The sequence below is a fragment of the Streptosporangium heterodermiicola genome, from assembly GCF_051390675.1.
Lineage (GTDB): Bacteria > Actinomycetota > Actinomycetes > Streptosporangiales > Streptosporangiaceae > Streptosporangium.
The window spans coordinates 473,223-498,890 of sequence record NZ_JBPJSR010000002.1 but is presented as its reverse complement, the minus strand read 5'-3'; the positions used below and the strand labels follow the sequence as shown (position 1 = coordinate 498,890).

Annotated in this window: 24 protein-coding genes; 8 read left to right on the top strand and 16 right to left on the bottom strand. The window is 72.4% G+C overall.

Annotated elements, in window-relative coordinates; translation table 11 throughout:
* Positions 1-801: 801 nt before the first annotated feature.
* A complete protein-coding gene (locus tag ACSC1Q_RS05985) occupies positions 802-1,422 on the top strand; it encodes an AAA family ATPase (protein WP_436757638.1) in 621 nt (206 codons plus the stop codon).
* 67 nt (positions 1,423-1,489) lie between these two features.
* The gene (locus ACSC1Q_RS05980) at positions 1,490-1,816 is read left to right on the top strand and encodes a cupin domain-containing protein (protein ID WP_436757637.1); all 327 of its coding nucleotides are present in this window, start codon (positions 1,490-1,492) and stop codon (positions 1,814-1,816) included.
* 202 nt (positions 1,817-2,018) lie between these two features.
* On the opposite strand, the gene ACSC1Q_RS05975 is transcribed toward ACSC1Q_RS05980, so the two are convergent.
* Complete coding sequence (locus ACSC1Q_RS05975; protein ID WP_436757636.1) at positions 2,019-3,095, bottom strand: helix-turn-helix transcriptional regulator; 1,077 nt, start codon at positions 3,093-3,095, stop codon at positions 2,019-2,021.
* Positions 3,096-3,216: 121 nt separating this feature from the next.
* Between ACSC1Q_RS05975 and ACSC1Q_RS05970 the strand changes: the two genes are divergently transcribed.
* From ACSC1Q_RS05970 to ACSC1Q_RS05960, 3 genes are read left to right on the top strand one after another with little or no spacing between them, the layout of a single operon-like run.
* On the top strand, positions 3,217-3,750 hold the full coding sequence (locus ACSC1Q_RS05970; RefSeq protein ID WP_436757635.1) for a hypothetical protein: 534 nt from the start codon (positions 3,217-3,219) through the stop codon (positions 3,748-3,750).
* 53 nt (positions 3,751-3,803) lie between these two features.
* Positions 3,804-4,817: a hypothetical protein gene (locus ACSC1Q_RS05965; protein ID WP_436757634.1), complete on the top strand. Its 1,014-nt coding sequence runs from the start codon at positions 3,804-3,806 to the stop codon at positions 4,815-4,817.
* 14 nt (positions 4,818-4,831) lie between these two features.
* Entirely contained in the window at positions 4,832-6,844 is a 2,013-nt protein-coding gene (locus ACSC1Q_RS05960; RefSeq protein WP_436757633.1) for a tetratricopeptide repeat protein, read from the top strand.
* 68 nt (positions 6,845-6,912) lie between these two features.
* On the opposite strand, the gene ACSC1Q_RS05955 is transcribed toward ACSC1Q_RS05960, so the two are convergent.
* From ACSC1Q_RS05955 to ACSC1Q_RS05945, 3 genes are all read right to left on the bottom strand, one after another.
* The gene (locus ACSC1Q_RS05955; protein WP_436757632.1) at positions 6,913-8,082 is read right to left on the bottom strand and encodes a hypothetical protein; all 1,170 of its coding nucleotides are present in this window, start codon (positions 8,080-8,082) and stop codon (positions 6,913-6,915) included.
* Positions 8,079-8,651, bottom strand: coding sequence for an RNA polymerase sigma factor (locus tag ACSC1Q_RS05950; RefSeq protein WP_436757631.1), 573 nt, complete (start codon positions 8,649-8,651; stop codon positions 8,079-8,081). The genes ACSC1Q_RS05955 and ACSC1Q_RS05950 overlap by 4 nt, the downstream gene beginning before the upstream one ends.
* 96 nt (positions 8,652-8,747) lie before the next feature.
* Positions 8,748-9,488 (bottom strand): LysR family transcriptional regulator, encoded by a 741-nt coding sequence (locus tag ACSC1Q_RS05945; protein ID WP_436757630.1) that lies wholly within the window; start codon positions 9,486-9,488, stop codon positions 8,748-8,750.
* 305 nt (positions 9,489-9,793) lie between these two features.
* Here ACSC1Q_RS05945 and ACSC1Q_RS05940 point away from each other — a divergent pair, with 305 nt between their 5' ends.
* The gene (locus ACSC1Q_RS05940; protein ID WP_436757629.1) at positions 9,794-10,138 is read left to right on the top strand and encodes a histidine kinase dimerization/phospho-acceptor domain-containing protein; all 345 of its coding nucleotides are present in this window, start codon (positions 9,794-9,796) and stop codon (positions 10,136-10,138) included.
* Between the two features lie 94 nt (positions 10,139-10,232).
* Here the strand turns inward: ACSC1Q_RS05940 and ACSC1Q_RS05935 are convergent, their stop codons facing one another.
* On the bottom strand, positions 10,233-11,999 hold the full coding sequence (locus tag ACSC1Q_RS05935) for a glycoside hydrolase family 99 protein (protein WP_436757628.1): 1,767 nt from the start codon (positions 11,997-11,999) through the stop codon (positions 10,233-10,235).
* A gap of 311 nt (positions 12,000-12,310) precedes the next feature.
* Complete coding sequence (locus ACSC1Q_RS05930; RefSeq protein ID WP_436757627.1) at positions 12,311-13,678, bottom strand: ROK family transcriptional regulator; 1,368 nt, start codon at positions 13,676-13,678, stop codon at positions 12,311-12,313.
* A gap of 500 nt (positions 13,679-14,178) precedes the next feature.
* Here ACSC1Q_RS05930 and ACSC1Q_RS05925 point away from each other — a divergent pair, with 500 nt between their 5' ends.
* The gene (locus ACSC1Q_RS05925; RefSeq protein WP_436757626.1) at positions 14,179-15,306 is read left to right on the top strand and encodes an AI-2E family transporter; all 1,128 of its coding nucleotides are present in this window, start codon (positions 14,179-14,181) and stop codon (positions 15,304-15,306) included.
* Between the two features lie 301 nt (positions 15,307-15,607).
* Here ACSC1Q_RS05925 and ACSC1Q_RS05920 read toward each other — a convergent pair whose 3' ends face one another.
* Positions 15,608-15,823 (bottom strand): hypothetical protein, encoded by a 216-nt coding sequence (locus ACSC1Q_RS05920; RefSeq protein WP_436757625.1) that lies wholly within the window; start codon positions 15,821-15,823, stop codon positions 15,608-15,610.
* Positions 15,824-16,120: 297 nt separating this feature from the next.
* A complete protein-coding gene (locus ACSC1Q_RS05915; RefSeq protein WP_436757624.1) occupies positions 16,121-16,612 on the bottom strand; it encodes an Lrp/AsnC family transcriptional regulator in 492 nt (163 codons plus the stop codon).
* A gap of 113 nt (positions 16,613-16,725) precedes the next feature.
* On the opposite strand from ACSC1Q_RS05915, the gene ACSC1Q_RS05910 reads away from it, so the two are divergent.
* Complete coding sequence (locus ACSC1Q_RS05910) at positions 16,726-17,205, top strand: DUF2000 domain-containing protein (RefSeq protein WP_436757623.1); 480 nt, start codon at positions 16,726-16,728, stop codon at positions 17,203-17,205.
* 83 nt (positions 17,206-17,288) lie between these two features.
* On the opposite strand, the gene ACSC1Q_RS05905 is transcribed toward ACSC1Q_RS05910, so the two are convergent.
* The 8 genes from ACSC1Q_RS05905 to ACSC1Q_RS05870 form a co-directional block, all read right to left on the bottom strand.
* Positions 17,289-18,287 (bottom strand): ABC transporter ATP-binding protein, encoded by a 999-nt coding sequence (locus ACSC1Q_RS05905; protein WP_436757622.1) that lies wholly within the window; start codon positions 18,285-18,287, stop codon positions 17,289-17,291.
* Positions 18,272-19,084, bottom strand: a complete 813-nt coding sequence (locus ACSC1Q_RS05900) for an ATP-binding cassette domain-containing protein (RefSeq protein ID WP_436757621.1) — start codon at positions 19,082-19,084, stop codon at positions 18,272-18,274. The genes ACSC1Q_RS05905 and ACSC1Q_RS05900 overlap by 16 nt, the downstream gene beginning before the upstream one ends.
* Positions 19,081-19,938, bottom strand: coding sequence for an ABC transporter permease (locus tag ACSC1Q_RS05895; RefSeq protein WP_436757620.1), 858 nt, complete (start codon positions 19,936-19,938; stop codon positions 19,081-19,083). Before ACSC1Q_RS05895 ends, ACSC1Q_RS05900 begins: the two co-directional genes overlap by 4 nt.
* Entirely contained in the window at positions 19,935-20,900 is a 966-nt protein-coding gene (locus tag ACSC1Q_RS05890; RefSeq protein ID WP_436757619.1) for an ABC transporter permease, read from the bottom strand. The genes ACSC1Q_RS05895 and ACSC1Q_RS05890 overlap by 4 nt, the downstream gene beginning before the upstream one ends.
* Positions 20,901-20,973: 73 nt before the next feature.
* Positions 20,974-22,542 carry an ABC transporter substrate-binding protein gene (locus ACSC1Q_RS05885; protein ID WP_436757618.1) on the bottom strand — a complete coding sequence of 523 codons (1,569 nt, stop codon included), beginning with the start codon at positions 22,540-22,542 and terminating at the stop codon, positions 20,974-20,976.
* 246 nt (positions 22,543-22,788) lie between these two features.
* A complete protein-coding gene (locus ACSC1Q_RS05880; protein WP_436757617.1) occupies positions 22,789-24,165 on the bottom strand; it encodes a purine-cytosine permease family protein in 1,377 nt (458 codons plus the stop codon).
* Positions 24,162-25,118 (bottom strand): isopenicillin N synthase family dioxygenase, encoded by a 957-nt coding sequence (locus ACSC1Q_RS05875; RefSeq protein ID WP_436757616.1) that lies wholly within the window; start codon positions 25,116-25,118, stop codon positions 24,162-24,164. Before ACSC1Q_RS05875 ends, ACSC1Q_RS05880 begins: the two co-directional genes overlap by 4 nt.
* Entirely contained in the window at positions 25,115-25,576 is a 462-nt protein-coding gene (locus ACSC1Q_RS05870; RefSeq protein ID WP_436757615.1) for a nucleoside deaminase, read from the bottom strand. The genes ACSC1Q_RS05875 and ACSC1Q_RS05870 overlap by 4 nt, the downstream gene beginning before the upstream one ends.
* Positions 25,577-25,668 lie beyond the last annotated feature (92 nt).

Below are 25,668 nucleotides of genomic sequence, written 5' to 3'. Positions count from 1 at the left end.
TTCAGGGAGCGGGAATCGGGGAGCGGCCGAGCGGGAAGCGACGGCCGGGAACCGGAGATCGAGGACGGTCGACCGGTGATCCGGACTCCCGGACCCCTCGGTGGACGCTCCGGCACGACGCCGTCCGGGAGAGTCACCCCTCGGTGACCGCGCCACCGCCCGGTTTCCTTTAACCTTGAACGAACGAGGGGAGTACTTCCCAAGAACCGGTCCGGTCAATACGGACGCCCTGTGGCGTCCCCGGACGGTCGCCCGCGAGGTGCGGGTGAAGGAGACCTCGAATGGCCGAGCGCATTCGAGGAGCGAGCATGCCCCTGACAGTCCCCTCTCCTTCCGGGCACCACTTCACCGGCGTTCCCCCGCCACGGCACCCGCCCCTCCGGGGCCGTGTTCCCGGGGTTGCCGGGCTTGCCGGAGTTGCCAGGATTCACCAGGCTTTCCGGACTGCCCGGGCTTCCGGGTCTTCCGGGGCTTCCGAGGTGCTCCCGGTTCCCGGAGTTTCCCATGTTTCCGGGATCTCCGGAATTCCCGGAGCCTCCGGGCCTTCCCCGGCCTTCCGGCGCGGCGTCCCACCCCGCCGCTCCCCCACCGCGACCCGCCCCGTGGCCGTCACCGGTCCTTACCGTCCCGGTCGCCGGCCACCGCCATCTCCGGACGCGCCTCACGAGTAGCCCTCGGTCCGATCTTCGCCAGGTTCGTCCCCTCCGGCGACCGCCGTATCGACGGCGAACCCGATCCCGCCACTGGAAGGCTGCGAGACGCACTATGAGAGAAGTCCCCCACACCAGCGAGGTGCACGTGATGGCCACCACACCGGCCAGCCGGTCCTCCGTCGAGGATCCGCGCTATCCGGCAGGATCGCTGGTGCTCCTCGCGGGGCTGCCCGGCGCGGGCAAGAGCACCCTGCTCGACCGGCTGTACGGGCTGCGCGGTGACGAGAGGGAGCCGGTGCGCGCCGGTGAGGCCCGCGTCATCGACTCGCGCCAGTCCCGCAACTGGTGGGCCCGCTACCTGGGCCCGGTCCCGCCGAGGGCCCGCATCCCGCTCGTGCACACCACCCACGTGGTGCGGATCGCCCGTGCCCTGCTGAAGGGGCACGCCGTCGTCGCGCACACCCGCGGCACGTGGCCGCACATCCTGTACGGGTTCGCCTGGCTGGCCCGCAGGGTCGGCAGCGAGGTCCACCTGATCCTGCTCGACGTGGAGCCGAGGACGGCCCGCGAGGGGCAGCTCTCGCGCGGCCGGGTCGTCACGAGCGCGACCTTCGCCCGGCACTGCCGCCGCTGGCGAGTGATCATCGACCGTGCCCGGGGCGGCTCGTTCCCCCCGGCCGCGAGCGTCACGATCCTCGACCGCCCCGCCGCGGATCTGCTCAGGGCGATCCACTTCGACGAGCGGCCCGCCGCGCGGCGGGACGGATGACTTTACCCTCGCCTGGTTCTGCGCCCCACCCGCCCAGGGCAGGTTCAGGACGACCGGAAGGAAGCAGATGATCGACGTACTGGCTCTCGCCGCGGAGCACCTCACCCTCGCCAGGGCGAGCTCGCACGGCCGCAGCGCCCACACCTACCTGAACGAGGGCACGCTGCGTCAGGCGATCATCGCGCTGACCGCGGGAACGGTCCTCGGTGACCACGACGCCCCACCGGCCGCGAGCCTGCACGTCCTGTCGGGGCGGGTCCGGCTCATCGACGGCGAGCGGGCCGTCGGGCTCGGCTCGGGCCAGACCGCTCCGATCCCGCAACGGCGGCACTCGCTGGAGGCCGAGGAGGAGTCGGTGGTCATCCTCACCAGCGTCGTCAACATCGGCGACTGAGGACACCGGCACGGCCCGCCCCTCGCCGGACGGGGGCGGCCGGGGTACGGCCGGCCGGTGCGTTCACGACGGTCGGGACGGTCACCGGCGGTCAGGGGCTTCCGGGGCCGGGCTGTCGCGTCCCGTACGGGCGAGGTCCGGCACCCGCGCGGCGACGTGACGGACCGGCCGAGCCGGGCCGAACCGGCCTGGGCCGGAGCGGCTACCCCGCGAGGCGCCGGCCGTCCGTCGACAGCGGCCCCTCTCCGAAGTGCGGCAGGTAGTGGCGGAAGAAGATGTCCGCGACGAGCGCGCGCCGGCTGCCCAGGCCGGTCTTGGCGAAGACGCTCTTGAGGTGGTCCTGGACCGTGTGGGGGCTGATGTTCAGCCGGCCCGCGATCTGGGTCGTGGAGTGGCCGCGCATGACGTGCTGGGTGATCTGCCGCTCGCGCTCGCTCAGACCGTAGGCGCCGAGGATGACCGCGGTCAGCTCCCCCGGCTCGGGAGGGCTGAGGGAGACGGCGACCAGCCCTTCCTCTCCCTGTCCCATCGACCACGCCTGGAGGGCCACCCATCGGCCGGACCGGGTGAGCGCGCGGGAACGTGCCATTCCCGAGGAGAGCGCGGCGGCGACCACCGCGCGCAACGGCCGGGCGTGCTCCGGGGTACCGTCCTGCAGGAGCTCCAGCCAGGTACGCGCCGTCGGCGACATCGACCGGACGTTCCCCTCCCGGTCGACGACGACCAGGCCGGGCGCGTCCGGGACCGTTCCGGTGTCCACTCCGGACAGGAGCAGCGAGCGCCGCAGCGCGGCCGTCGCAGGGCGGCCCAGCCGCGCGGCGGCCGCCTCGTCGGCGTCGGTGAACGGCGCGGCACCGTGCTCCCTGCACATCACCAGCAGGCCCCAGACGTGCGGGCCGTCGCGGAGGGCGACCCGTAGCTCGTCACCGAGCCCCTGCGGGCGCAAAATGTCCTGATAGTACTTACTAGAGTGGATATTTCCGGCTGTCGCACGACTGAGAAGGCTCGTAGTGGACGCGCCATTCGCCAGCTCGCGGAGATTACCCGGATCATCCGCCTCGACATGTTCGATCTCGAACAGGCGCGTGAGGTATTCCACGGAAAAGCCGGCCTCGTTCTGCCCGCCGGTGTCCAGCAGGGTGGACGGATCGATCAGGACCGTGCACCACACGTCAGCGGGCACCCGCCTCAGGACCGCGGAGGCGGTGACGTCGAGCACATCGAGGGCGCTCTGCTGCCGGGCGAGCTTCTGCTCAAAACCGCCTGAATCAGGAAGCATGTCGTAAATCATAAAGCCGATCCATCGCCCATCCCAGAAAGTTGGGATATACGGCGGCCCCCTTTTCCCGATACATCTGGTCGGACGCGTACTCGTATCAAACAGCACAAATGGGGGAATCATGAAAATAACGGGCTTCGCACGCCTGGGAACGACCGCGCTGCTGGTTCTCGCGGCGACGCAGGCGCCCGCGACCCCCGCGTCGGCGGAGACCTCCGGCGCCTCGGTCACGGCGGTGAACTGCCGCTCCCTGGCCGGCTCGGGCTCCTACTCCAACCCGCTGCGGCTGGGCACCGTCCGCGGCACCATCGTGGCGGTGGACTGCCCGCCGCTGACGTCGGGCGCCGGATACAACCACCGTTACTTCATCTTCTCCACCGTCCGCACCGCCGGGCGGAACTCGGCGGCGGGCGCCCGCTTCCAGCTGTCGGGCAACCTCTCAGCCGTCCACCCGCGCCTGGCGTCGGGGCCCGTGACGGTCCTCCGCTCGCTGCAGCACGGCTTCTGGACCGGCACCGCCTCCAACCTCACCGGCCGCTACCTGCCGCTCGCCGGGCTGAACGCCGGCACCTACCGGCTGGGGGTGGAGAAATTGCGCAGTCCGCTGTCGTCGCTCTCGACCCCATGGTTCGATGCCGTTATCGTCATCAACTGACCACGGACAGGCACGGGAACCGTGTCTGCCGGTGCCCGAGCCGGAGGTCTCACATGCCCCACGAAGCGGGAGGGAACGCGCCCGATCCCGGTCCCGCCGAGCGCCCCGGCGGCGTCCCCGACGACGCCCCGGCCGACGACCGGAACGACCACCCGCGCCCCGGCGCCCCGGCGAGCGACCGGGACGGCCACCCGCAGCACGACGTCCCCGCAGATGACCGGAACGACCACCCGCGACCCGGCCTCCCGGCAGATGACCGGAACGACCGCCTGCCGCACGGTGTCCCGGCGAGTGGCCAGAACGGCCGTCCCCACCACGGCGCCGTCCGGTCGCTGCGGTCGAGGATCACGACCCTCCGCGGGGCCGGCGCGGCGGGGCCGAGAAGGTCGCCCCGGCCGCGGCGCTTCCGCTTCCCGAGGCGGGGCGACCGGGAGCGGGGCGGCACCCGGTCGTACGAGCGGATCGTCGCGATCGCGATCGGCCTGTCCACGATCACCGGCGCCGCCGCCTCGTACGCGGCGGTGCGGCTGAACTCGCAGGCCATCGACACCGACCGGCAGGCCGTGGTGGAGACCATCCAGGTGCGGACGGCGGGCGTGGTGGGGCACATGAGCAGCCGGTCGAGGGGCGGGCAGGTCGTGCACTACCGGGCCCTCCACGCCCAGGCGGACGCGATCGAGGCCGTCGACCCCGACGAGGCCAGGGCGCTGCGCGACGTCGCCGACGGCTTCCTCGTCGACCAGTACATCGACCGCCGCCACCTGCCGGGCGTGGGCGCCACCGCCAGGTGGGACTACGAGATGAGCGAGGCCGCGGTGGTCCGCAACCACGAGATCTTCACGGTGCCGGGCGACCAGCCCGCCAGGACCGCGCGGCGCGCCGACGCCCTGCACGACCGGGTCGGTCATCTCACCCTCACCGTCGGCGGCACCCTCGCGATCGTGCTCCTGCTGACCGTCGCCCGCCTCGTCGCGCCGCCTCGTCGCGTCCGGCTCCTGCGAGCCGCCCTCGGCGGGTACGGGCTGCTCACCGCCCTCGCCCTGTGGCTCTCCCTGGCCCCGGTATGACGGCGGGAACCGGTATGACGGACGAGGAGTTCGACACCCCGTTCAAGCGCCGGCTCGCGCTCACCATGACCGCGGTGGGCCTGCTCGCCGGAGTGCTCACCTACCTCGGCGGGCAGGCGGGCGCCCAGGAGGACAGGAACGCCCGCGAGGCCCAGCGCGCCTCCGTCACCGCGCTGGCCGCCCAGGCGGGGGCGACGGCCGACTCCATGGAGAGCACCGCCAACTTCGGCACCGCCACCACCGTCAAGCGCCGTCACGACCTGGAGTCCCTGCGGGCCACGCTGCTCGGCGAGCAGGAGCACGAGGCCGTCGCCGACCGGCTCCGGCGGGCGTACGGCAAGCTGGCCGGGTCCTCCCCGCTGTTGGGCGCCGACGCGGACGCCGCCCAGCGCTACATCGGTGATCTCAGCAGGGAGGCGACCGTGGCGGGCCTCCTGCAGGAGGCGACCCAGGAGACCGCGAGCGCGTGGGGTGACAGGAGCAACACCTACTCGGCGGGGACCGCCCTCCTAGCGGTCGCGCTCACCCTGTTCGGCCTGTCCCTGACCGTCGGCGAGGCCACCCGGAACCACCTGGTGTGGCCCGCCGCCGGGCTGGTGGCCGTCACCGTCGCGGGCACCCTCGTCCTCCTCGCCGTGCCGCCCGTCACGACGCCCCGCGCGGCCGTCGCGGCCGTGGCCGAGGGCGACCGTCTCGCCGGGCTGCGCGAGTACGAGGGCGCGCTCACCCACTACACCCGCGCCATCGCGCTGCGCGACGACTACGCGGTCGCCTACGAGCACCGCGCGAGCGCCCGCGTGATGGCGGCGAGCCCCGAGCGCGCCACGTCGGCGTACGTGTTCAGCACGGCCTCGCGCAGCGCGTACGAGGCCGCGGTGGCGGACATGACCAAGGCTGTGGAGTACGGCGGCGAGAAGTACACCGCCCTGGTCAACCTGGGTGGCTTCGAGATCCACCTGGCCGACCACGAGGCGGCCGAGGAGCACAGCCGGGCCGCCATCGAGCTCAACCCAGGCCCGCCGATCCCCCGGCTGAACCTGCTGCTCGCCCTGCTCGGCCAGAACAAGACCGCCGAGGCCGGGCGGGTGGCCGCCGAGCTGCTCCGGGTGATCGTGAGCCGCCCCGACCCCACCGAGCGCAACGAGCTCTACGCCGCCACCCGGACCGGTCTCGACCTGGTGGCCGCCCAGCGCGACCACGCCAGGCCCCTCGCCCAGGAGATCAAGGGCGAGCTGGTTCGCGCGCAGGGCGAGGAGCTCGCCCCGAACGCGCGGCCCGCGCCGTCGGCCAGGATCCCGGCGATCCGGGTGGCCGCGCAGGGCGCTCTCATCCGGGCGACCCTCTCCTACGAGGGCATGTTCAAGGGCGCCAGGATGGCCTCGATCGTCTACCACCGGGCGCGGCCGGGCGACGAGTGGCTGCAGCGCTCCGACCTGGTCAGCATCCAGCCCTGGCAGCCGGAACAGCCCTCGGGCACCACGTACTGGACGGTCGTCGACGCCGCCTGCCCCGCGACCGGCGAGTATCGCGTCGAGTTCTACGCCGAGGGCCGCCTGCTGGCAGGCGCGGGCGCCACCCTGTCGACCGGCACCGGCGTCGGCCTGACCGGGTACGCCGACTGGGCCGGCGGCCTGGCCCTCTGCCGCCCCGACGGCTGGGCCCTCTCCCACGACCTGGCCGGAACCGCCGACCTGACCTCCCCGAACAAACTCCACCACCTGGCCGTCAGGATCCTGCGCATCGCCCCGCCCACCTCGGCCGCGTCCCGCGCCCGGACCCTGACCACGGTCCGCGAGCAGCTGGAGCGCACGCTCCCCGCCCGCCCGCTGAGCACCCGGCCCCCGGCCGAGGCGACCTTCGGCGGTTTTCCCGGCACGGCCTGGTGGATGACGCTTCCCGGCTCCGAGGTGGCCTACCTCTGGGCGGCCCTCGACGACACCGGCAGGCTCCGCACCTTCGTCGCCCGCTTCCCCGAGAACGACCCCGAGGTGCTGAACAACGTCATCGGTTACCTCCGCTTCGTCTGATCCCCCGGGCGGGGGATCAGACGAGGCCGGGGCCGCCTCGTGATCACGAAGCCGGGGCGGCCTCGTGATCACCAGGCCGCCTCCAGCGCCTGCCGCGGCGAGTCCCGGAGGCGTGGATCCGCGGGACCGTGGTGGACCAGGGTGGTGATCTTCCAGTCGTCCCATCGGCTCAGCGGGAAGACGTCGCCCATGAACAGCACGTGCCGCCCGGTGACGTCGTAGCGGATCAGGCTCCACCGGGCGGCTTTCCCGTCGCCGCGGCTCGCGGTGATCAGCCCGCTGATCCCGCCTCCGCCCGTGACGGGGTACTCGTCGACGCGGTAGTGGACTGTCCGGCCCGTGGGCGGCTCGGTGCGGCCGACCAGCATGACGCGGCCGTCCGGGCTGATCGTCGCGGCCGTGACCTCCTGGCCCCCGACCACGACGCGGGCGGCCGCGAGCGTGGTGCCGGTGGCGGCCGTGTCCAGGACCCTGGCCTCGGACTTCGCCACGAAACCGAGCGTGCGGCGATCGGCCGCCCACGAGAGGTGCTCGATCCGTCCGGCGGCGTTCGTCGTCCAGACGCGCTTCGTCCTCGCGGGCAGATCGACGACCGTGAGCCGGGCACCGGGACAGAAGCGCGACGTCCCGTCCTTGCCGCACACCTCGCCGTCGAGGCTGTAGGCCAGCCGGGTGCCGTCGCCGGTGACGGCGAGGGAGCTCGCGGCCGTACCGGTCACCGGGGGGATCACGTCGCGGGTCAGGTCGGCCACCTTCCCCGTTTTGTCGACCCGCACCCGGTGGAACCGGGTGGTGCTCACGTGCGTCCGGCGGGACGTGACGCTCCGGGCGACGTAGAACGCCGCGCCCTCGCCGGTCCCGGCGAGCAGGTACCCGCCGGGCTCGCGGAAGCTCCCCTCCGGGGTTCGCGGCACCCCGACCCGGTCGACGACCGTCCCGGTACGCGCGTCGCGGACCGTCACCCCGTCGTTGTCGGCGACCAGCAGGAAACGCGGCCCCGGGGGGGCCTTCACCTCGGGCTCCACCGGGGCCGGGCCGCGCATCCCCGCCGGGACGGCCACGCTCACGGCCGCCACGAGGAGGGCCGCCACCAGCGGGACGGCCAGGGCGAGCCCGCGCCGGCGCGGGGCGGCCTCCACCCGCACGGCGTCCTCGTCGGGACGCAGGGCCTCGGCGCGGACCAGTTCGGCACCGGCGGCGAAGGCGTCACGGAGCCGGTCTTCGATCCGCGGGCTCATCGGGTCTCCTCCAGTTTCACGGCGAGCGCCCTCAGGGCTCGGAAGGTGGTCGACTTCACCGTTCCGCGGCTGACCCCCATGGCCTCGGAGATCTCCGCCTCCGACAGGTCGAGGTAGTAGCGCAGCACCACGGCCTCGCGCTGGCGGCGGGGCAGCGCGCGTACGGCGAGCAGCACCTCACGGCGCGTCTCGCCCAGCAGGGTGGCGGCCTCCGCCGACCAGAACGGGGTCTCCCTGTCGCCGGTGAACCTGCCGACGATCGCCCGCCGCCGGTGGACCATGCGGCAGCCGTTCACCACGGCCACCCGGAGGTAGGGCAGCATCCGGTCGTGGTCGGCCAACCGGCTCCAGCGGCGCTGGAGCGCCGCGAAGGCGTCCTGAACGACGTCCTCGGCCGTCTCCTGGTCCCCCACCAGCAGGAACGCCAGGCGGACGAGGCCGAGCCGGTGGGCCAGGAACAGCCCGGCCACGGCGGCGTCCCCCGGAGCCGTGTCCACCGGAGCCGTGTCCACCGGCAGCTCCGCCACCGGCGGCGGTTCCACTACCGCTCGTCGAATCTGAGATCGCATACCTTTTCCATGCGCGACCCGCCGTCCAGGTTGCCTCACCGGGCCCGGGAAACACGCCCGGCCCCTCCCACCTCTCCGGGCGGCCGGGCGGCGCGGTTACGCCGTCGCCTCCGCGTCCGGACGACCCCGGCCGGCCGGCCCGGCGACGGGGCGGCGGAGCCGGCGCACGTGGTCGAAGAAGGCCCGGCCGGTGATCCCGCCGTCGTCGATGCGCACGGCCTGGGCGCCGGTGTCGCGGGCGAACGCCTCGGCATAGCGGTTCCACGAGTTCCAGGTGGCGGTGTCGGTGTCCGTCAGCGCCACGGTGTCCCCGGCCCGGACTGCGGACGTGTCGGTGCCGGCGGAGATCGCGAAGAGCCGGTCCACCCCGATCGGCCGGGCCTCCAGGCCGAGGTCGGCCAGGCCGTCGGTCCGTGCCCAGCAGATGGCCAGATCGATGTCGCCGTTGGCGACCCGGCCCGCCTGGACGTGCGACGGCATGATCCACGCGTCGACGTGCAGCTGCGCGACACCGGACACGCGGGCGGCCAGGCCGGGCGGCAGCCAGCCGACGTGGCCCAGCCGGACCGGCTCGGTGGCGGCCAGACCGGCCGCGGAACGGCGCAGCTCGTCGGCCTGTTCGAGCACCGCCCGAGCCTGGGCGAGCAGTGCCCGCCCGGCGGGGGTCATCGCGACCGAGCGGCGGTCCCGGTCGAACAGGCGCACGCCCAGATCGCGCTCCAGCCCCTTGATCTGCTGGGAGAGCGACGGGCCCGCGATGCGCGACCTGGCGGCGGCCCGGCCGAAGTGCAACTCCTCGGCCACCGCGACGAAGTAGCGCAGCTGGCGTAGCTCCACCCGCACATTGCAATCCTGTAGGAGGTTTTACCTAACAGCAGGGAGCAAGCCTGTCCCAGCGGGACGGAACCAAGTGAACCCACGATGGGTTCTGCACTACAGGGGAAGTCGCGATTCCGGTGCGCGCCTGATCGGCGTACCGATCACGTCGCCGCGGGCCGGTAGGCCACCGCCGGCCGAGCCGGCGCTCGACGCACCCGGGCGTACGGCTTACGGCGATCAGGCTTCCGCGAGCCACCGAGGCGTCCAGATCACGCCTTGCTCGAAAGCGCCGGTGATGCCAGCGACCGAAACCTTCCGAAAGAGTGAAAACGAACGTAACCCAGGCGGCCCTGTCCATCGAAAGGGACCTTGTTCAGCGCCGGTTCGCCGCCGCCGCCCACGAACTCCGCACACCCCTCGCCGGGCTCAGGGCCGAGCTGGAGGAGGCTCGGTTGCATCCCGACGAGACCGATCTCCCCAGGCTTCTCGACGCGGCGCTCCGCGGCGTCGAGCGGCTCGAAGCGATCACCGCCGACCTCCTGCTGCTCACCCGGGTCGCGGAGGGCACCTGCGCACGGCAGCCGGTCGGCCTCTCCGCCGTGGCCCGTGCCCACGTGGCCGAGATGATCGGGAGCCCGGACGTCCGGCTGCGGGCCGGACGGCCGTGACCGTCCGGCCACGACACGTTCCCTGACGGCGTCCCGGCGTGGCTCGGCCGGGGTACGGCGCCGTGACGGGCGCCGTACCCCGGCCGGGGCGGGGTCAGGAGTTGGTGATGGTGATGTCGTCGATGTAGGCGGTGAAGGCGCCGGCCGTGCCGCTGCGGTCGTAGCCCACGAGGATCTTGTCGATGGTCTTGCCGTTCAGCGAGGAGCCGAAGTCGCTCTGGATCCGCGTCCACGAGCCGACCGTGCCCTTGGCCGCGCCCGGGTGCATGTCGACGCCGGTGGTCGTGGCGGCGGCGCTGTCGCGGAGCGTGGTGCCGTCCGTCATCGTGAAGTCCACCGAGACGTTGCGGCCGCCCGCGTCCTTCGGCAGGAAGGAGTACTGCAGCTTGGTCGCGGCGGTCACCGGGATGTTCACGTCGAACACCTGGAAGTAGGCGTGCGAGGCGGCGGCGGAGGCGGCGGTGCCCCGGATGCGCAGGGCGGACGAGCCGATCTGGTTGTCCTCGTTGGCCGCGACCGCGAGCGACTGGCCGGTGACGTTGGTGGTGCCGCCGCCGCCCGGTGTGTTGTTCCACGTCGGCTGGGCGTCGGTCCCCTGCTCCACGCTGGTGCGGAAGAAGACCGGACCGGCGCTGAGCGGGATGGGCACCGTGGTCACCAGCGGGTCGAGACCGGTGATCATGCGGCCGGCCTTGCCCGCCAGGCGCAGGTAGAAGTCCGACGCCACGTACTTGCCGTCGGCGCTGGTGGTCAGGAAGTACTGGTTCGTCGGCACCTGCGAGGAGTCCTCGGCGCCCGGCGCGAGGGCCGTGCCCTCGTCGTACTCGTCGAACATCGCGATGAACGCCTGCGGAACCCCCGCCCGGCGCACGCTGGTGGCCTGCTCCCACATGAAGTCGCCGGACCGGCGCGGGATCATGTTGCGCGCGCCGCCGTTCCAGTTGGACCAGGCGAAGCCCGGGTAGATGACCGGCTGGTACGCCTGGCCGGTCGCGTTCAGCGCGTCGCGGTCACCCGTGAGCAGGCCGTTCGTGTCGCCGACGTACCCCACCATCCACGGCGAGATCATGTCGAACGCCCGGTAGACCGGGGCGAACCCGGGCTTGCCCGCGCCCGTGCGCCACTCGCGCGGCACGCCGCCGATGACGTACAGGCCGCGGTCCTTGAACCAGCGCACGATGCGCTCGGCCTGGGCGGCCGTGCCCGGCCGGTCCTCGAAGCCGAAGCCCCAGATCTCGACGACGGGCTTGCCGTTCTCCCTGGCGTACGCCGGGGAGTCGGTGAGGTGGAGCTGGTTGGTGATCACGTCGGTCCAGTCCCGGGTGAGGACCTGCTCCACGTTCGCGTCGGTCAGGCCGCTGACGTCGTACTCGACGTAGAACCCGCGGCCGTGCTTCTCTGCGGCGTCCCTGGCCCTGGAGGTGATCGTGTTGCGGACCTGGGCGTTGGCCGAGCCGGGGTCGGCGACGTCGCTGCCGAAGCGCTGGATCGCGGCCCCGTCGATGCCGTGCTGGCTCATCCACTGGAAGTGCTGGTCGATCACGGCCGTCGGGTAGGAGGAGAAGAGCGTCGCGGGCTGGCCGTTGCCGAGCGCGGCGTACCCGGTCTGGTATCTGGCCGAGGCGGGGTACCTGCTCATGTCCGGGTAGAGCTCGAAGGTCTGGTTGCCCGGTGACGGCTGCGTTCCGCGGGACCAGTGCCGCCAGTTGTTGAGCGGTGAGCCGTCGCCCTGGGCGTTGAACCAGCCCTGGTAACCCGCGTAGACCTTGTTCTTCACAGTGGGGGGCGCGGCGGCCTGCGCGCCGAGGGCCGGGGTGACGGCCGACCAGCTCAGGGCGGTCGCGAGGAGGGAGACGGCCAAAGCCGCTCTAACGAGGGGTTTGTGGCGGATGTTCACGGATTAGCCTTCGGTGGGGGGTGACGGAGGTTACGAGTATGTAAATCCATTGGATTGACTATGTCAATCCGCACGGAATCCCGTCACCTTCCCTGTCAAGTCCCCGCGGCGTCGGCAAGCAGGTCACACGGCGGATGGGCCACTCGGCGGGTGTTGTCACGCGGCAGGCGGGTCACCCGGCGGGTGCGATCCACGTCGTGGGCGGATCACACGGTAATTACGGTCACCCGGTAGATACCGTCATACGGTAGATGCCGATCGCCCGATGGGTGCCGTCACACGGCGTCGGGGTGCGCCGCTCGCGTCCGTGAACCCAGGCTGGGCGTGAACACCTCGTGGAACACGCTGGACGCGGCCCCCACCGCCGCCGCGGCCCGGTTGAGGTGCGACTGGGCGACCTCCACCTCGCGCAGGTGCCTGGCCATCGGGAACCCGTTGACGGCGGCGGCGATCTGCCGGTGGTAGATGTCGGCCACGGCGGGCAGGACGGCGGGCCCGCCGATGATGAGCTGCTCGACGTCCAGCAGGTCGATGAGCCCGGCGGCGCCCAGGCCGATCACCCGGGCCACCTCCTCGATCACCTCGACCGCCCGCCGGTCGCCGCGCCCCGCGGCCTCGCAGACCCACTCGTAGGCGGCGTCGCCCGGCGGGACCACCATGCCCGCCGCCCTGGCACGGTCCACCACCGTCGACGTCGGGGCGCACTCGGGGACGAGTGTGGGGCCGCCCTCCGGGGTGAGCCAGCCGGTCGCGATCGCGCACAGCTGGCCGACCTCGCCCGCGTTGCCCGTACGTCCCCGGTAGACGTCGCCGTTGAGGAAGGCGCCGCTGCCGACGCCCGCGCCCAGGTAGAGGTAGACGAAGTCGTCGGCGCGGTCGGCCGCGCCCAGCCAGCGCTCGCCGATCGCCGCCGCGGTGGAGTCCTTCTCGACGATGACGGTGACGTCCAGCCGGGCGGCGAGCTCGGACTTGAGCGCCACGTGCTTCCAGTCCCTGAACAGCGGCGGGTCGAGCAGCAGCCCGGCGCGGGTGTCGAGCGGGCCCGGCACGGCGACCCCCACGCCCAGCAGGGCCGCGGAGGCGGGGTGGGCGGCCTCGGCCGACTCCTGCGCCAAGCGGGTCATCTGCGCCAGGCACCACTGCGGGTCGGGCTGTTCCGGCAGGGGCAGGTGCCGCTGGTCGAGCAGGTCGCCGCACAGGTCGACGGCGACCACGGTGATCATCTTGGGGTCGAGGTGGACGCCGATGGCCGAACCGGCGTCGGGACGTAATCGCAGCGGCACCCGCGGCTTGCCCGCGCCCGCGGGCTGGCGGGCGTCCTCGGTGAGCAGGCCCGAAGTCAGCAGGTTGCGGGTGATCCGCGACACCGCCTGGGGCGTGAGACCGGTGCGCTCGGCGATCTCCACCCTGCTCGTGGACACGGCCTGCCGGATGCTCTCGATCACCAGTTTCTCGTTGTAGGAGCCGAGGGCGAGCTGGTTGAAGGCACGGAGCGCCGGGCGCGTCCCGCCCTCACGCCGTCCCGGCGCCGGCCCGGCCTGGAGCGGGCGCCCGGCGCGCGGGCGACGCTCGGGACCTCCTCCGAAGGTCTGCCGCGCATCGGGACCGCTCACACCGGGACCGCTCACACTGAGAGCGTTCACATCGGAACCGTTCACGCCGGGACCGTTCACGCTGGGGCCGTTCACACCGGAAGCGTTCAGGCCGGGAGCGTTCACATCGGGGCCGGTCACGCCTGGCCCGTTCACGCCGGGAGCGGGTGTCCCGCCCGGCGCGCCATAGGCAGGGCGCCACCCCGCGTCACGGGCGGGAGACGGAAGCGACGGCGCGCTCCACGGCGAGGTGGACCGCGCGGTGGACGGCGAGGCGGGCGGGCTCTCCGGATCCGCCGCCGCCCGCGCCGGCTCGCACTCTCCGTCCGCTTCACGCATGCCCTCATCCAACACCCTCCCCGCGCCGACGAAAAGCGCCGCTTCCGCCGGGGTCCACCCCGGGAGGAACGGAACGGTCCCGGACGCGGGCCGACGGGCGGGCGGGAGTCCGGTGGCCGTCGGGCGCGACGCGTCCCAGCCCGTGCCGGCCGGATCCGTCCCGGTTCCCGGTCCGATGCGGGCCTGATACCGACTATGTCTAGAGTGATCTCGTGCCCGCCACGCTGAACGCTTCGAAGACCCGCACCGCGTTGCGCACGTCGGCGCGCATCTCCCTGGAGATGCTGCTCGTCGTGCTGATGATCGCGGTGGTTCTGTGGATCCTGGGCCAGATGTGGTCCGTCATCTGGCCGCTCGTGATCGCCCTGCTCCTCACCACGCTGACCTGGCCGGTGACCCGCTTCCTGCGCCGGCACGGCTGGCATCCCACCCTGGCCGCCTCGGTCGTGACGGTGCTCTTCCTCCTGATAGCCGCCGGCACCGTGGTGCTGATCGCCGTCCCGGTGGCGTCCCAGTCTGGCGAGCTGGCCACCGGCGTGGGCAACGGCATCAAGCAACTGCGCGACTGGGCCGCCGGGCCGCCGCTGAACATCGGCGACGACCAGGTCAGCAAGGCACTCGACACCGCGGCCGCCCGCATCCAGTCCAGCGTCGGCAGCATCGTCACCGCCACCCTCACCGGGGTGGGCACCGTGGTCAACGGCCTGGTCACCACCGTCCTGGCGCTCTTCCTGATGTTCTTCTTCCTCAAGGACGGCCCTCGGTTCCTGCCCTGGCTGACCCGCCAGCTCCCGGGCCGCCTCGCCAAGGACGTGCCGGCCCTGGCCACGCACAGCTGGGACACCCTCGGCTCGTTCGTACGCTCCCAGGCCTTCGTGGGCCTGCTCGACGCCGTCTTCATCGGTCTCGGCCTGTGGATCGTGGGCGTGCCGCTGGTGCTCCCCCTGGCCGTCCTGACCTTCGTGTCGGCGTTCATCCCCATCATCGGCGCCCTGTTCGCCGGTTTCGTCGCGGTCCTCATCGCGCTGGTGTCCAACGGCCCGACGGACGCGCTCATCGTGCTCGCCATCATCGTCGCCGTGCAGCAGCTTGAGGGAAACGTGTTCCAGCCCATGGTGCAGAGCCGTGGCCTCGGCCTGCACGCGGGGGTGATCCTGCTGGCGGTGACGCTGGGCGGCAGCCTGGCGGGCATCGTGGGCAGCCTGCTCGCCGTACCGGTCGCCGCCCTGATCGCCGTAATCTGGAACTATCTCCGCGAACAGCTCAGCGACCCGTCCCGGGAGCCGGAGCCCGGCGGGCCGGACACCGGTGCGACCGTCCCCGCGAAGAAGCCCGCCTGAGGCACGGGCCGGACACCGGCCGAAGCGGTCCGGGGCTGCGAACTCCAGGTCTGGACCCGCACCCGCGCCGCCGACCGACGGTTGAACCGCGTCCGGCCACAACGGGCTCGCGATCCGGCTCCTCGTGCCACGTGAACCGGCAGGGCCCGCTCCCCATCGTCCCGCGCCGGACCCGGCGGATCCGGCGGACCCGGGCGGCCCCGAGGCGTCGGAGGGGCTCCCGCGCGAGGAGTCGGCTCGATGGCCGGCCGGCCGGCCGAGCGCGTCGCGCCCCCGGTGCGCGGACGCCGTACCCGAGCCCTCAGGCGGCGGTGTCCGGGCGCCCGCGCTCCCACCAGAGCGCGGCCCCGGTGGCCACCGCGCCGGCCCCCTCCCACAGGCCGACGCCGATGAACGGCGCGGGGGCGGCGCCGGTCACCACCAGGAGGGTGAAGACCGTGAACGTCAGCAGGCGAAAAGGCACCGTCCACAGGAAGACGGCCATCGTCCAGCCGGAGAGGGAACGCGGGAGTCGCATGGCGGATCCTCCGGATACCGGGTCGGCGATCGTGAGGGGTGAGGCCTTCCAGCGATCTTAGGATCACCACGTGTGCCGGCCGGAACCACGCGGTCGCCTCCGGCCGGCGAGGAGGGCCACCCCGCGCTCGATCCCTGGCTCGGTACGCCGTCTCACCGGTCCGGTGAGGGCGGGCGGAACACGCTCCGGTGCCGGGGGCGGACGGGCCCGTTCTCAGCGGCGGCGGGCCTGTTCTCAAAGGTGGCGAGCCCGTTCTCAACGGCGGCGGGCCCGTTCCAAACGGTGGCGGGTCCGTTCTCAGCGGCGGCGGGTCCGGGGTGGGCTCGGCCGCTCGGGTGGCAGGACCTCGACGGAGGTCTTGCGGATGTGGTCGTAGACCAGCGAGGTCCGTACGTCGGCGATGTTGCGGTGCCGGGAGACGTGGTCGAGGACGAAGTCGCGCAGGTGGCCGGTGTCGCGTACGGCCACCTGGACGATGAAGTCGTCGCCGCCGGACACCACGAAGATCGCGAGGGTCTCGGGGAGCGCGGCGACATGGTCCCGGAAGCCCTCGACCGCCTCCCTGATCTTCGGGTGCAGCCGGACGTGGATGAGCGCCTGGACCGGACGGCCGATGGCGGCGAGGTTCACCTCGGCGTGGAAGCCCTCGATCACCTCCCGGCCCCGCAGGGACCGCACCCGCTCCAGGCAGGTCGAGGGCGCGATGCCGAGCCGCTCGGCCAGCTCGCGGTTGGTCTGGCGGCCGTCACGCTGGAGCTCGGCCAGGATGGCCGTATCAAGTTCGTCCACGCACACATCTTCCCAGAAATCTCCGAACCTTCTTCGGAACGACCGGGATCGAGTTGTGATTCCTGCACCTCAGATGCGAACGTCCTCTCAGAAATTCGGAGAGAGGGACGCGGATGACCATGACGGCCGACTGGATCGACACCCTGGAGCGCCGGACCGACCTGCCCACCCGGCGGCTTCCGGTGAAATGGGTGATCGTGATCGACCATGACCTGCCCCGCGGCCTGCAGGCCAACGCCGCCGCCTGCCTGGCCGCGTCCGTGGGCAACGCCGTGCCCGCGATCCTGGGCTCGGCGGGCACCGACGCCTCCGGTCACACCCACGTCGGGCTGCCCTGGACCGGGTGCACGGTGCTGGCCGCGCCCGCCGACGCCGTCCGCCGGATCAGGAACGAGGCGGCGGCGGAGGCGCGGGAGGCGGGGCTGGTCGTCGCCGACATGGCGGCCATCGCGCAGCGGACCAACGTCTACGACGAGTATCTGGCCGGGCTGGCCCGTGCGGGCGGCGAGGAGCTCTCGTACTACGCGGTGAGCCTGCTGGGCCCGCGCCAGGCCGTGGAGCGCCTCACGGGCAAGCTCCCGCTGCTGCGCTAGCGCGGGCGCGGGGCACGGCGGGGAGAGCGGCCAGGTGACGGCAGGCTCCCGCCGGCGCGGCGGGAGAAACGGTCAGGTGGCGGTCAGGTGACGGGGAGCCTCGGCACGCTGTCGATCAGGCGCCGGGTGTAGGGGTGGCCCGGGGAGCCGAGCACGGCGGCGGTGTCGCCCTGCTCCACGATCCGGCCGCGTTCGAGGACGGCCGTGTGGTCGCAGAGCATCGCGACCACGGCGAGGTCGTGGGAGACCATCACGACGGTCAGCCCGTGGCTCTCGCGCAGCTCGGCCAGCAGGTCGATCACCCGTACGCGCGTGGAGACGTCCAGGGCGCTGACGGGTTCGTCGGCGAGCAGGACCCGGGGCTCGCACACGATGGCCCGCGCGATGGCGATTCGCTGGCGCTGCCCGCCGGAGAACTCGTGCGGGTAGCGGCGCGCGGCGTCGGCCGGCAGCCCGACGGCTTCGAGCGCGGCGGCGACGCGCAGGTCCGCGGCCGAGGAGTTCCACCGCGCCGCCGGTACCAGTCCGAGCGAGCGGAGCGGCTCGGCGACGATCCTGCTCACCCGCTGCCGAGGGTCGAGCGAGGAGTACGGGTCCTGGAACACGGTCTGCACGCCCCGGCGGAACGCGCGCATCCGCCCGCGGTCGCGCGGCGAGAGCGGCGTCCCGTCGAAGAGGATCCGCCCGGCCGTGGGCACGGCCAGGCCGAGCAGCAGGCGCAGCAGCGTCGTCTTGCCCGCCCCCGACTCCCCGACCAGGGCCGTGCTGCGCCCCGGCAGCACCTGGAAGGAGACATCGGAGAGCACCGGGGCCGCCGCCCCCCGGTAGGTGAAACCCACCCCGCGCGCCTCCAGGATCGGCTGGGCCACCCCGTCCCGAACGGGCCCGGCAGGCCCGGTGAGTTCGGTGAGCTCAGCGGGCGTGGCAAGCGCAACGGGCTCGGTGGGCTCAACGGGCGTGGCAGGTACGACGGGCTCAGCGGGCGCGACGGAGGCGGCGGGTCCGGTGGGCTCGACGGGCGCGACGGGGGCGGTGGGCTCGGGTGGCTGGTCCGGGGTGGGCCGGGTCAACGGTTCGTCCAATCCAGTGCGCTGTCGAGGTGCCGGGCGCCCGCCACCAGCGACCTGGTGTACGGGTGGCGCGGCGCGTCCACGACCTCCCTGACGGTTCCCGACTCGACGGCCTCGCCGTCCTTGAGGACGAGGACACGGTCGGTGATCCCGGAGACGACCGCGAGGTCGTGGCCGATGAACAGCAGGGCCATGCCCCGGGCGGTGACCAGGCCGCCGAGCAGGGCGAGCACCTCCGCCTGTACCGTCACGTCGAGGGCCGTGGTCGGCTCGTCGGCGATGAGCAGCGCGGGCTCGCAGGCCAGGGCCATCGCGATGGCGACGCGCTGGCGCTGGCCGCCGGAGATCTCGTGCGGGTACGCCCGCGCGACCCGGCCCGGTTCGGTGATCCTGACCTCCTGGAGCGCCGCGGCCACGGCGGCGCGCAGGGCTGCGCCGCGCAGTTTCCGCCTGCGCCCGATGGGCTCGGCGAGCTGGCGGCCGACCCTCATGAGCGGGTCGAGTGCCGTCAGGGGCTCCTGGAAGACGACCGACACCACCCGGCCGCGCAGGCCGTTCAGGCGCCGCTCGGGGGCGCCGACGACCTCGGACGGGCCCGTTCCCGGCGCGTCCAGCACAACGCTGCCGGACGCGGTCATGCCGGACGGCAGCAGGCCCATCACCGCGAGGGCGGTGAGCGACTTGCCGGACCCGGACTCGCCGATCAGGCCGAACCGCTCCCCCGGGCCGATCGTGAAGGACAGGTCCCTGACGAGGTCGTGGCCCTCGGCGGAGCGCACGCGCAGTCCCGTGACGTCGAGCAGGCTCATCGCGTCCTCCGCCGGGTCGGGTCGGCCACGTCCCTGAGGCCGTCCGCGATCAGGTTCACCCCGATGACGAGCACGACCAGCAGCACGCCGGGGGCGATCGCCCCGACCGGCGCGGTGAGCACGGTCGCCTGGGCCTCCTGCAGCATGCGTCCCCAGGAGGCGTTCGGCGGGGGCGGGCCGAGCCCCAGGTAGGACAGCGACGCCTCGGCCAGTACGGCGAGCCCGAACTGGAGCGCGAGGTTGACCAGCAACGTCGGCCAGATGTTCGGCAGGACGTGCTCGGTCACCACGCGCGGCCAGGAGGTTCCGGACGTGCGCGAGGCCGTGACGAAGTCCTGGGCCAGCACGCGCTTGACGAGCACCCGGGTCAGCCTCGCCACGATCGCGGACATGCCCAGCCCGATCGCCAGGATCGCCGAGCCGAGCGACGCCGAGCGCACCGCGACGATGAGCATGGCCAGGAGCAGGGTGGGGAAGGCGATGAGGATGTCGAGCAGCGCCGAGACCGTGTCGTCGAGCCATCGGGTGGCGAACCCGGCCGCGAGACCGGCGAGCAGGCCGAGGACGCCGCCGAGCAGGACCGACCCGGCCCCGACCGTCAGCGCGATCCGGGCGCCGATCATCAGCTGGGTGAGCAGGTCCCGGCCGAGCTTGTCGGTGCCCAGGAGGTGCGCGGCCCCCGGGGGCATGAGCCGGTCTCCCGAGGTGTCGTCCGGGGCGTACGGGAGCCAGAGGAGGGAGACGGCCGCGACGGCGACGACCAGGCCGGCGAGCACGCATCCGACCACGAGCGTCGCGGACCGCCGCGACCGGGCGGGGGCTTCCCGCGGGGAGGCCGCGGACACGGTGTTCATCGGTGGCCTCCGGAGACCGTGCCGCGCAGCCGGGGGTCGATGAGCCGCTGGGCGAGGTCGGCGGCGAAACCGATCAGCAGGACCGCGAAGGTGCTGACGAACAGGATGCCCTGGATCACCGGGTAGTCGTGCTGGGCGATCCCCTTGACCAGCATGCCGCCGAGACCGGGGAGGGCGAACACGCTCTCGACGACGACGGCCCCGAGGAAGGTCGTGGCGAGCTCGATCCCGAGGACGGAGACGACGGGCACGGCCGCGTTGCGCAGGCCGTGCCGCCACATCGCCCCGGTGAAGGAGGAACCGAGCGCCCTGAAGGTCCGCAGGTGGTCGCTGCCGAGCACGTCCAGGGTGGCGGAGCGGACGTAGCGGATCAGCGAGGCCGACATGACGAGGGCGATCGTGACGACGGGCAGCGCCAGCGAGGTGAGGGCCGCGACCGGGTCGGCCCAGTCGTCCCTCGGGAAACCACCGGCCGGGAACACCCTCAACCGGAGCGCGAACACCGTGACCAGCAGCATCCCCACCCAGAAGGCCGGGACCGCGACGCCCAGCTGGGACAGCCCGCTGAGCAGGGACCCGTACCAGGTGCCCGCGCGGTGGGCGGCGACGAAGCCGACCGGTACGGCGACGGCCACGGCGAGCAGGAAGGACAGCAGGGTCAGCGGGACGGTGACGACCAGGCGGGAAGCGATCTCCGGGCCGACCGGCAGGGTGCTGACGAACGACTCGCCCAGGTCGAGGGTGACGATCTGGCCGAGCCAGGTGGCGAACTGCTCGGGCAGCGGCCGGTCGGAGCCGATCTGGTGGCGGGCGGCCTCGACCTGCTCGGGGGTGGCCCCGGCCGACAGCAGCGCGTTGGCGGGGTCGCCGGGCAGCAGGCGCAGCAGCAGGAACAGCACGACGCAGGCCAGGAGGAACGAGACGAGGAGGAACGCCGCCCGCCGCAGCAGGTAAGTGATCATGGGAGAGGGCTCGGCAGCGGCCGGCCCGCCGCGTGGGGCGGCGGGCCGGGCCGGCGGGGGGCGGTGCCGGGCATCAGCCCTTCTTGATGCCGTAGGCGTGGAACTGCGAGTTGAGGCCGTTGACCGGGTAGCCCGACAGCGACGACGAGGCCACCACGATCTGCGGGTAGAGGTAGAGCCAGTCGCTGGCGGCGTCCTCGGCGATCAGCCGGTTGGCCTGCCTGAGCAGCTCGGCCTGCTTCTCGACGGTGCCGGACTTCTCCGCCTCGTTGACCAGCTTGGTGACCTCGGGGTTGTCGTAGCCCCAGTAGAAGTCGGGGTTGCCGTACCAGACGACGTCGCGGTCGTTGACGTGCTCCTGCAGCGTGGCGGTGAAGTCGCGGTTCTTGAACACCTTGGTGTACCACTCGTCGGCGGTGATGACGTTGATCGTCACGTTGACGCCGATCTTGGCCAGCTCGCCCTTGATGAACGTGGCCGCGGTGGGGTGCGGGTCGTAGTTCGGGGTGTCGAGCGTGAAGTCGAACCCGTTCGGCAGGCCCGCCTCGGCGAGCTGCTTCTTGGCGAGTTCCACGTCGTAGGGGTCGACCGAGGTGAGGTCCTCGTACCACGGGTCGGTGGGCGGGACCATCGAGCCGATCGGCGTCCCGTAGCCGCCCCAGACGGAGTCGAGCAGCTTGGCGTCGTCGATGGCGGAGCTGACCGCCTTGCGGACGAGCTTGTTGTCGAACGGCTTGGCCTTGTCGTTGAAGGCCAGCAGGAGCTTGGTCGTCGACCGGCCGTCGTTGACCTTGTAGTTCGGGTTGTTCTTGAACTGCTCCAGCGCGTCCGGGCTCTGCTCGCTGGTCACGACGTCGACGGCGTCGGTCAGCAGCGCGTTGTTGAGCGCGGTCGCCGAGGTGAAGTAGTGGAACACCACGCCCTTGTTCGTGGGGGCGGTGCCCCAGTAGCCGTCGAACGGCGTCAGGCTCAGCGTGGAGCCGCGCTTCCACTCGCCGAGCCGGTACGGGCCGGTGCCGTCCTCGGACTTCGCCAGGTCCTTGGCCGTGTCGTTGACGATCCAGATGTAGCTGAGGTTGTAGACGAAGGAGATCGACTTCTCCTTCAGCTTCACGACGACCGTGCGGTCGTCGGGCGTCTCGATGCTCTTGACGACGGCGAAGCTGCTCTTGCGGGCCGACTGCGACTTCTCCGCGGTGACCCGCTCGACGCTGTCCTTCACGTCGGCGGAGGTGAGGGGGTCGCCCGAGTGGAACGTGACGCCGTCGCGCAGGGTGAAGGTGTAGGTGAGGCCGTCGGGGCTGACCTCGTCGCTCTCGGCGAGCAGGTTCTCGACCTTGCCCTCGTCGGTGAGCCTGAACAGGCCCTCGTAGACGTTGCCGTTGAACGCCTCCGTCACGCCCTGACCGCCGCCGCCGGTGTTGTCGAGATTCTGCGGCTCGTAGAGCGAGCCGACCTCGATCGTCGCGGCCGGGTCGAAGGCGGCCGCCGACCCCGCGGGCGCGGCGCTCCCGCCGGAGCCGGAGCTCGCGCCCGAGCCGGAGCCGGAGCCGGAGTCCGGGCCGGGGCCCGAGCCGCATCCGGCGAGGACCAGCGCGGCCGCGATCACGGCTCCGATGAACGGCGTCGTCTTCCTGTTCACTGTCTCTCCTGGTGGCCGTCCGCGCCATCAGGCCGCGCGGGCCGCACGAGAGGTGCGGGGGCCGTCGCGGGCGTGGTTTCGGACAGCTGACTTCGTCACGGTCGGCGAGGGCTCGCCGGAGGGGTCTTCCTGCGGTACGCCGCCGGCGACGGGCTGGGAACACGTCGTCAGCGGCTTCTCGGCTAATCCTACAGAGATAGTAGGCTTTTTCCAATTTCGGACAAAAATCCGCTTTACGGACACCCCTTACCGGCGGAGCGGCTTGAGGGCCAGGTAGACGGCGGCCGAGATGAGGAAGCCGACCGCGAACGCGATGTCGCCGACCGCCGGGACCCGTTCGGGCACCAGCCCGACGTACAGCTCCTGGTTGGAGAACAGCCACACCGACAGCACCACGCCGGTGACCATCGCGATCGGACCGGCCGGGTTGCTGTGCCGCCTGTCGTACAGCAGCGGCCCGAACTCCCCGGCCCGGCGCAGGTAGGCGTCGACGAGGACGACGCCCAGCCACGGCCCGATCCAGTAGGAGATCACCAGCAGGAACGACTCGTACTTGTGTCCCGCGTCCTCCAGCCCGGCCAGTGCGACCAGGAACCCGATCGCCCCGCAGGCCAGCGCCGTGAGCGCCCTGCGGAGCGTCAGCGGGAGCCGTACCCCCATGGTGAGCAGGGACATCGCGCCCGAGTAGACGTTCAGCGCGTTCGCCGAGATCGCGCCGAGGGTGATCGCGAGCAGCGCCAGGGCGGCCACCGGGCCCGGCAGGTGGCCGGTGAACGCGGTGGTCGGCTGGCCGAGGGCGTCGCCGCCGATGGTCACCGACGCCGCGCCCACGATCTCCAGGATCACGCACGGGACGAACACCCCCAGCCCGGCGTACAGCCCCACGGCCCGCCTGCTCGCGTCCGGCGGGAGGTAGCGGGTGTAGTCGGCGGCGTAGGGGTTCCACCCGGCCGCGTAGCCGAAGGTGGCGCCGACGGTGAGCAGGAAGCCGCCGAGCCCGCCGCCACTGCCCGCGAAGCCCGGCTGGGCCTTCGACAGGATGACGGCCGCGGTCACCGCGAAGATCACCGCGAGGACCGGGAACGCGTACCGCTCGAAGGCCTGCACGAGGTTGTGCCCGAAGAACCCGAGCACCACCATGACCGCGACCACGATCACCAGGCAGAGCCAGGGGGGCAGGCCGGTGAGGGTGTTGAGCGCGAGCGCGCCGCTCACGCTGTTGACCGCGAACCAGCCGATCCCGGCCGCCACGGTGTTCAGCGCGGCGGGGATCAGGTTGCCCCAGTGGCCGAAGGGCAGCCGCCCCAGGACCATCTGCGGCACCCCGGCGGAGGGACCCCGTGCCGAGAGCACGCCGTGCGAGAGCGCGCCCAGGCCGGTACCGAGGGCGACGGCCAGGGCCGCCTGCCAGAAGCTCAGCCCGAACGCGGCCACCGCGAGCACCCCGAGGAAGATCGTGGCGAATTCGAGGTTGGGCGACATCCAGGTCCACAGCAGCTGCCGTGGCCTGCCGTGCCGCTCGGACAGCGGGATGAACTCGACGCCGCCGGGCTCGACGGCGGCGATCCTGTCGCCGTACTCGCCTTCGCGCACCGCGACGCCGGAGGGCTCCATCACTTTCATACGGTTATCGCCTTCAGCTTCTCAAGGAGGTAGTCGGACGCGCGAACGGGCTCGTACGAGACCCTGCCGATGGGCGGGCCGAGGGACTCGACCTCCGCGAGGGGGTCGCACTCGTAGAAGTAGATGAGCGAGACGAGCTCCTCGTCGGGGGCCGAGGGGTCGGGCGGGAGCACCCGGTGCCGGGTGGAGCGCCAGCGGTCGCCCGTCCAGCGGGCGAGCAGGTCGCCGATGTTGATCGTGAAGGAGTCCGCCACGAAGGGGGCGTCGATCCACTCCCCCTCCAGGGTGAACACCTGCAGCCCGCCGACGCCCGGCTGCCGCTCCAGGACGGTGACGGTGCCGAAGTCGGTGTGCGGGCCGATCCTGAACTGCCCCGGCTCCGGCTCCCCCACCTGCGACAGCGGCGGGTAGCGGTTGACGTTCATGGTGTACGTGGGATGCGCCGCCCGGGAGGTGAAGAAGTCGCCGGGGAGGCCGAGGGCGGCGGCGCAGATCACCAGCAGCTCGTCGGCGAGGGCCCGCATCCGGTCCAGGTAGGCGGTGACGAGCGCCCGCAGCTCGGGGACCTCCTCGGGCCACACGTTCTCCAGGAACCACTCCGCGTCGATCGCGGGGTCGCCGATCGGCCGGTCGGCGCCGACCGCGAACGTCTCCTTGAGGTCGGGCGGCGTGGGCGTGCCCTCGGCGTACCCGTTGGCCTCGACCCCGGGCGGCAGCCACCCCCGCTCGCCGACGGTGGCCGCGTAGCGGTTCTTGACCTCGTACGGCAGGGCGAAGAAGCGCTTCGCCGCCGCGCGGATGTCGGCGCGGAGCCCGGCCGGGACGCCGTGCCCGGTGACGAGCAGGAAGCCGATCTCCCGCAGCGCGACGTCGACCTGGGCGGCCACCTCCTCGCGGTCGCCCGCGTCGCCGTGGAACCAGGGGGTGAGATCGATGATCGGGACTGTTCTCATTGGTCCTCTCCGATGTCCTCGTTCCACAGGGCGGGGTTGGCGGCGATGAAGGCCGTCATCAGCTCGGCGCACTCGGGCGAGTCGAGGACGAGGACGTCCACGCCGTGCTCGGCGAGCCATTCGTGCTGGCCGGTGAAGGTCCGGCTCTCGCCGACGATCAATCCGGTGATGCCGAACTGGCGGATCAGGCCGCTGCAGTACCAGCAGGGCGACAGGGTCGTCACCATGGTGGTTCCCCGGTAGGTCCGCTGGCGGCCCGCGTTCCTGAAGGCCGCGGTCTCGCCGTGGACGGACGGGTCGCCGTCCTGGACGCGGCGGTTACGGCCCCGGCCGAGCAGCCTGCCGTCGGCCGCGAACAGCGCGGCGCCGATGGGAATGCCCCCTTCGGCGTATCCCTTCACCGCCTCTTCGAGCGCCACGCCGAGCATCGCGGCCGGGCTGACAACGTCGCTGGTCATGCGCCCACTATCCCCCGCGGGACGAGGTTCGAGAACGAGCAGATCGTCCGTACTATGGCGGTCCGGAGCGGACAATCCGTAAAGGATGACGA

Excerpts from the sequence above, each read along its gene's own strand:
- ACSC1Q_RS05985 (WP_436757638.1), top strand. The coding sequence starts at position 802 with ATGGCCACCACACCGGCCAGCCGGTCCTCCGTCGAGGATCCGCGCTAT.
- ACSC1Q_RS05980 (WP_436757637.1), top strand. The coding sequence starts at position 1,490 with ATGATCGACGTACTGGCTCTCGCCGCGGAGCACCTCACCCTCGCCAGG.
- ACSC1Q_RS05975 (WP_436757636.1), bottom strand. The coding sequence starts at position 3,095 with ATGCTTCCTGATTCAGGCGGTTTTGAGCAGAAGCTCGCCCGGCAGCAG.
- ACSC1Q_RS05970 (WP_436757635.1), top strand. The coding sequence starts at position 3,217 with ATGAAAATAACGGGCTTCGCACGCCTGGGAACGACCGCGCTGCTGGTT.
- ACSC1Q_RS05965 (WP_436757634.1), top strand. The coding sequence starts at position 3,804 with ATGCCCCACGAAGCGGGAGGGAACGCGCCCGATCCCGGTCCCGCCGAG.
- ACSC1Q_RS05960 (WP_436757633.1), top strand. The coding sequence starts at position 4,832 with ATGACGGACGAGGAGTTCGACACCCCGTTCAAGCGCCGGCTCGCGCTC.
- ACSC1Q_RS05955 (WP_436757632.1), bottom strand. The coding sequence starts at position 8,082 with ATGAGCCCGCGGATCGAAGACCGGCTCCGTGACGCCTTCGCCGCCGGT.
- ACSC1Q_RS05950 (WP_436757631.1), bottom strand. The coding sequence starts at position 8,651 with ATGCGATCTCAGATTCGACGAGCGGTAGTGGAACCGCCGCCGGTGGCG.
- ACSC1Q_RS05920 (WP_436757625.1), bottom strand. The coding sequence starts at position 15,823 with ATGCGACTCCCGCGTTCCCTCTCCGGCTGGACGATGGCCGTCTTCCTG.
- ACSC1Q_RS05910 (WP_436757623.1), top strand. The coding sequence starts at position 16,726 with ATGACCATGACGGCCGACTGGATCGACACCCTGGAGCGCCGGACCGAC.
- ACSC1Q_RS05900 (WP_436757621.1), bottom strand. The coding sequence starts at position 19,084 with ATGAGCCTGCTCGACGTCACGGGACTGCGCGTGCGCTCCGCCGAGGGC.
- ACSC1Q_RS05895 (WP_436757620.1), bottom strand. The coding sequence starts at position 19,938 with ATGAACACCGTGTCCGCGGCCTCCCCGCGGGAAGCCCCCGCCCGGTCG.
- ACSC1Q_RS05890 (WP_436757619.1), bottom strand. The coding sequence starts at position 20,900 with ATGATCACTTACCTGCTGCGGCGGGCGGCGTTCCTCCTCGTCTCGTTC.
- ACSC1Q_RS05880 (WP_436757617.1), bottom strand. The coding sequence starts at position 24,165 with ATGAAAGTGATGGAGCCCTCCGGCGTCGCGGTGCGCGAAGGCGAGTAC.
- ACSC1Q_RS05875 (WP_436757616.1), bottom strand. The coding sequence starts at position 25,118 with ATGAGAACAGTCCCGATCATCGATCTCACCCCCTGGTTCCACGGCGAC.
- ACSC1Q_RS05870 (WP_436757615.1), bottom strand. The coding sequence starts at position 25,576 with ATGACCAGCGACGTTGTCAGCCCGGCCGCGATGCTCGGCGTGGCGCTC.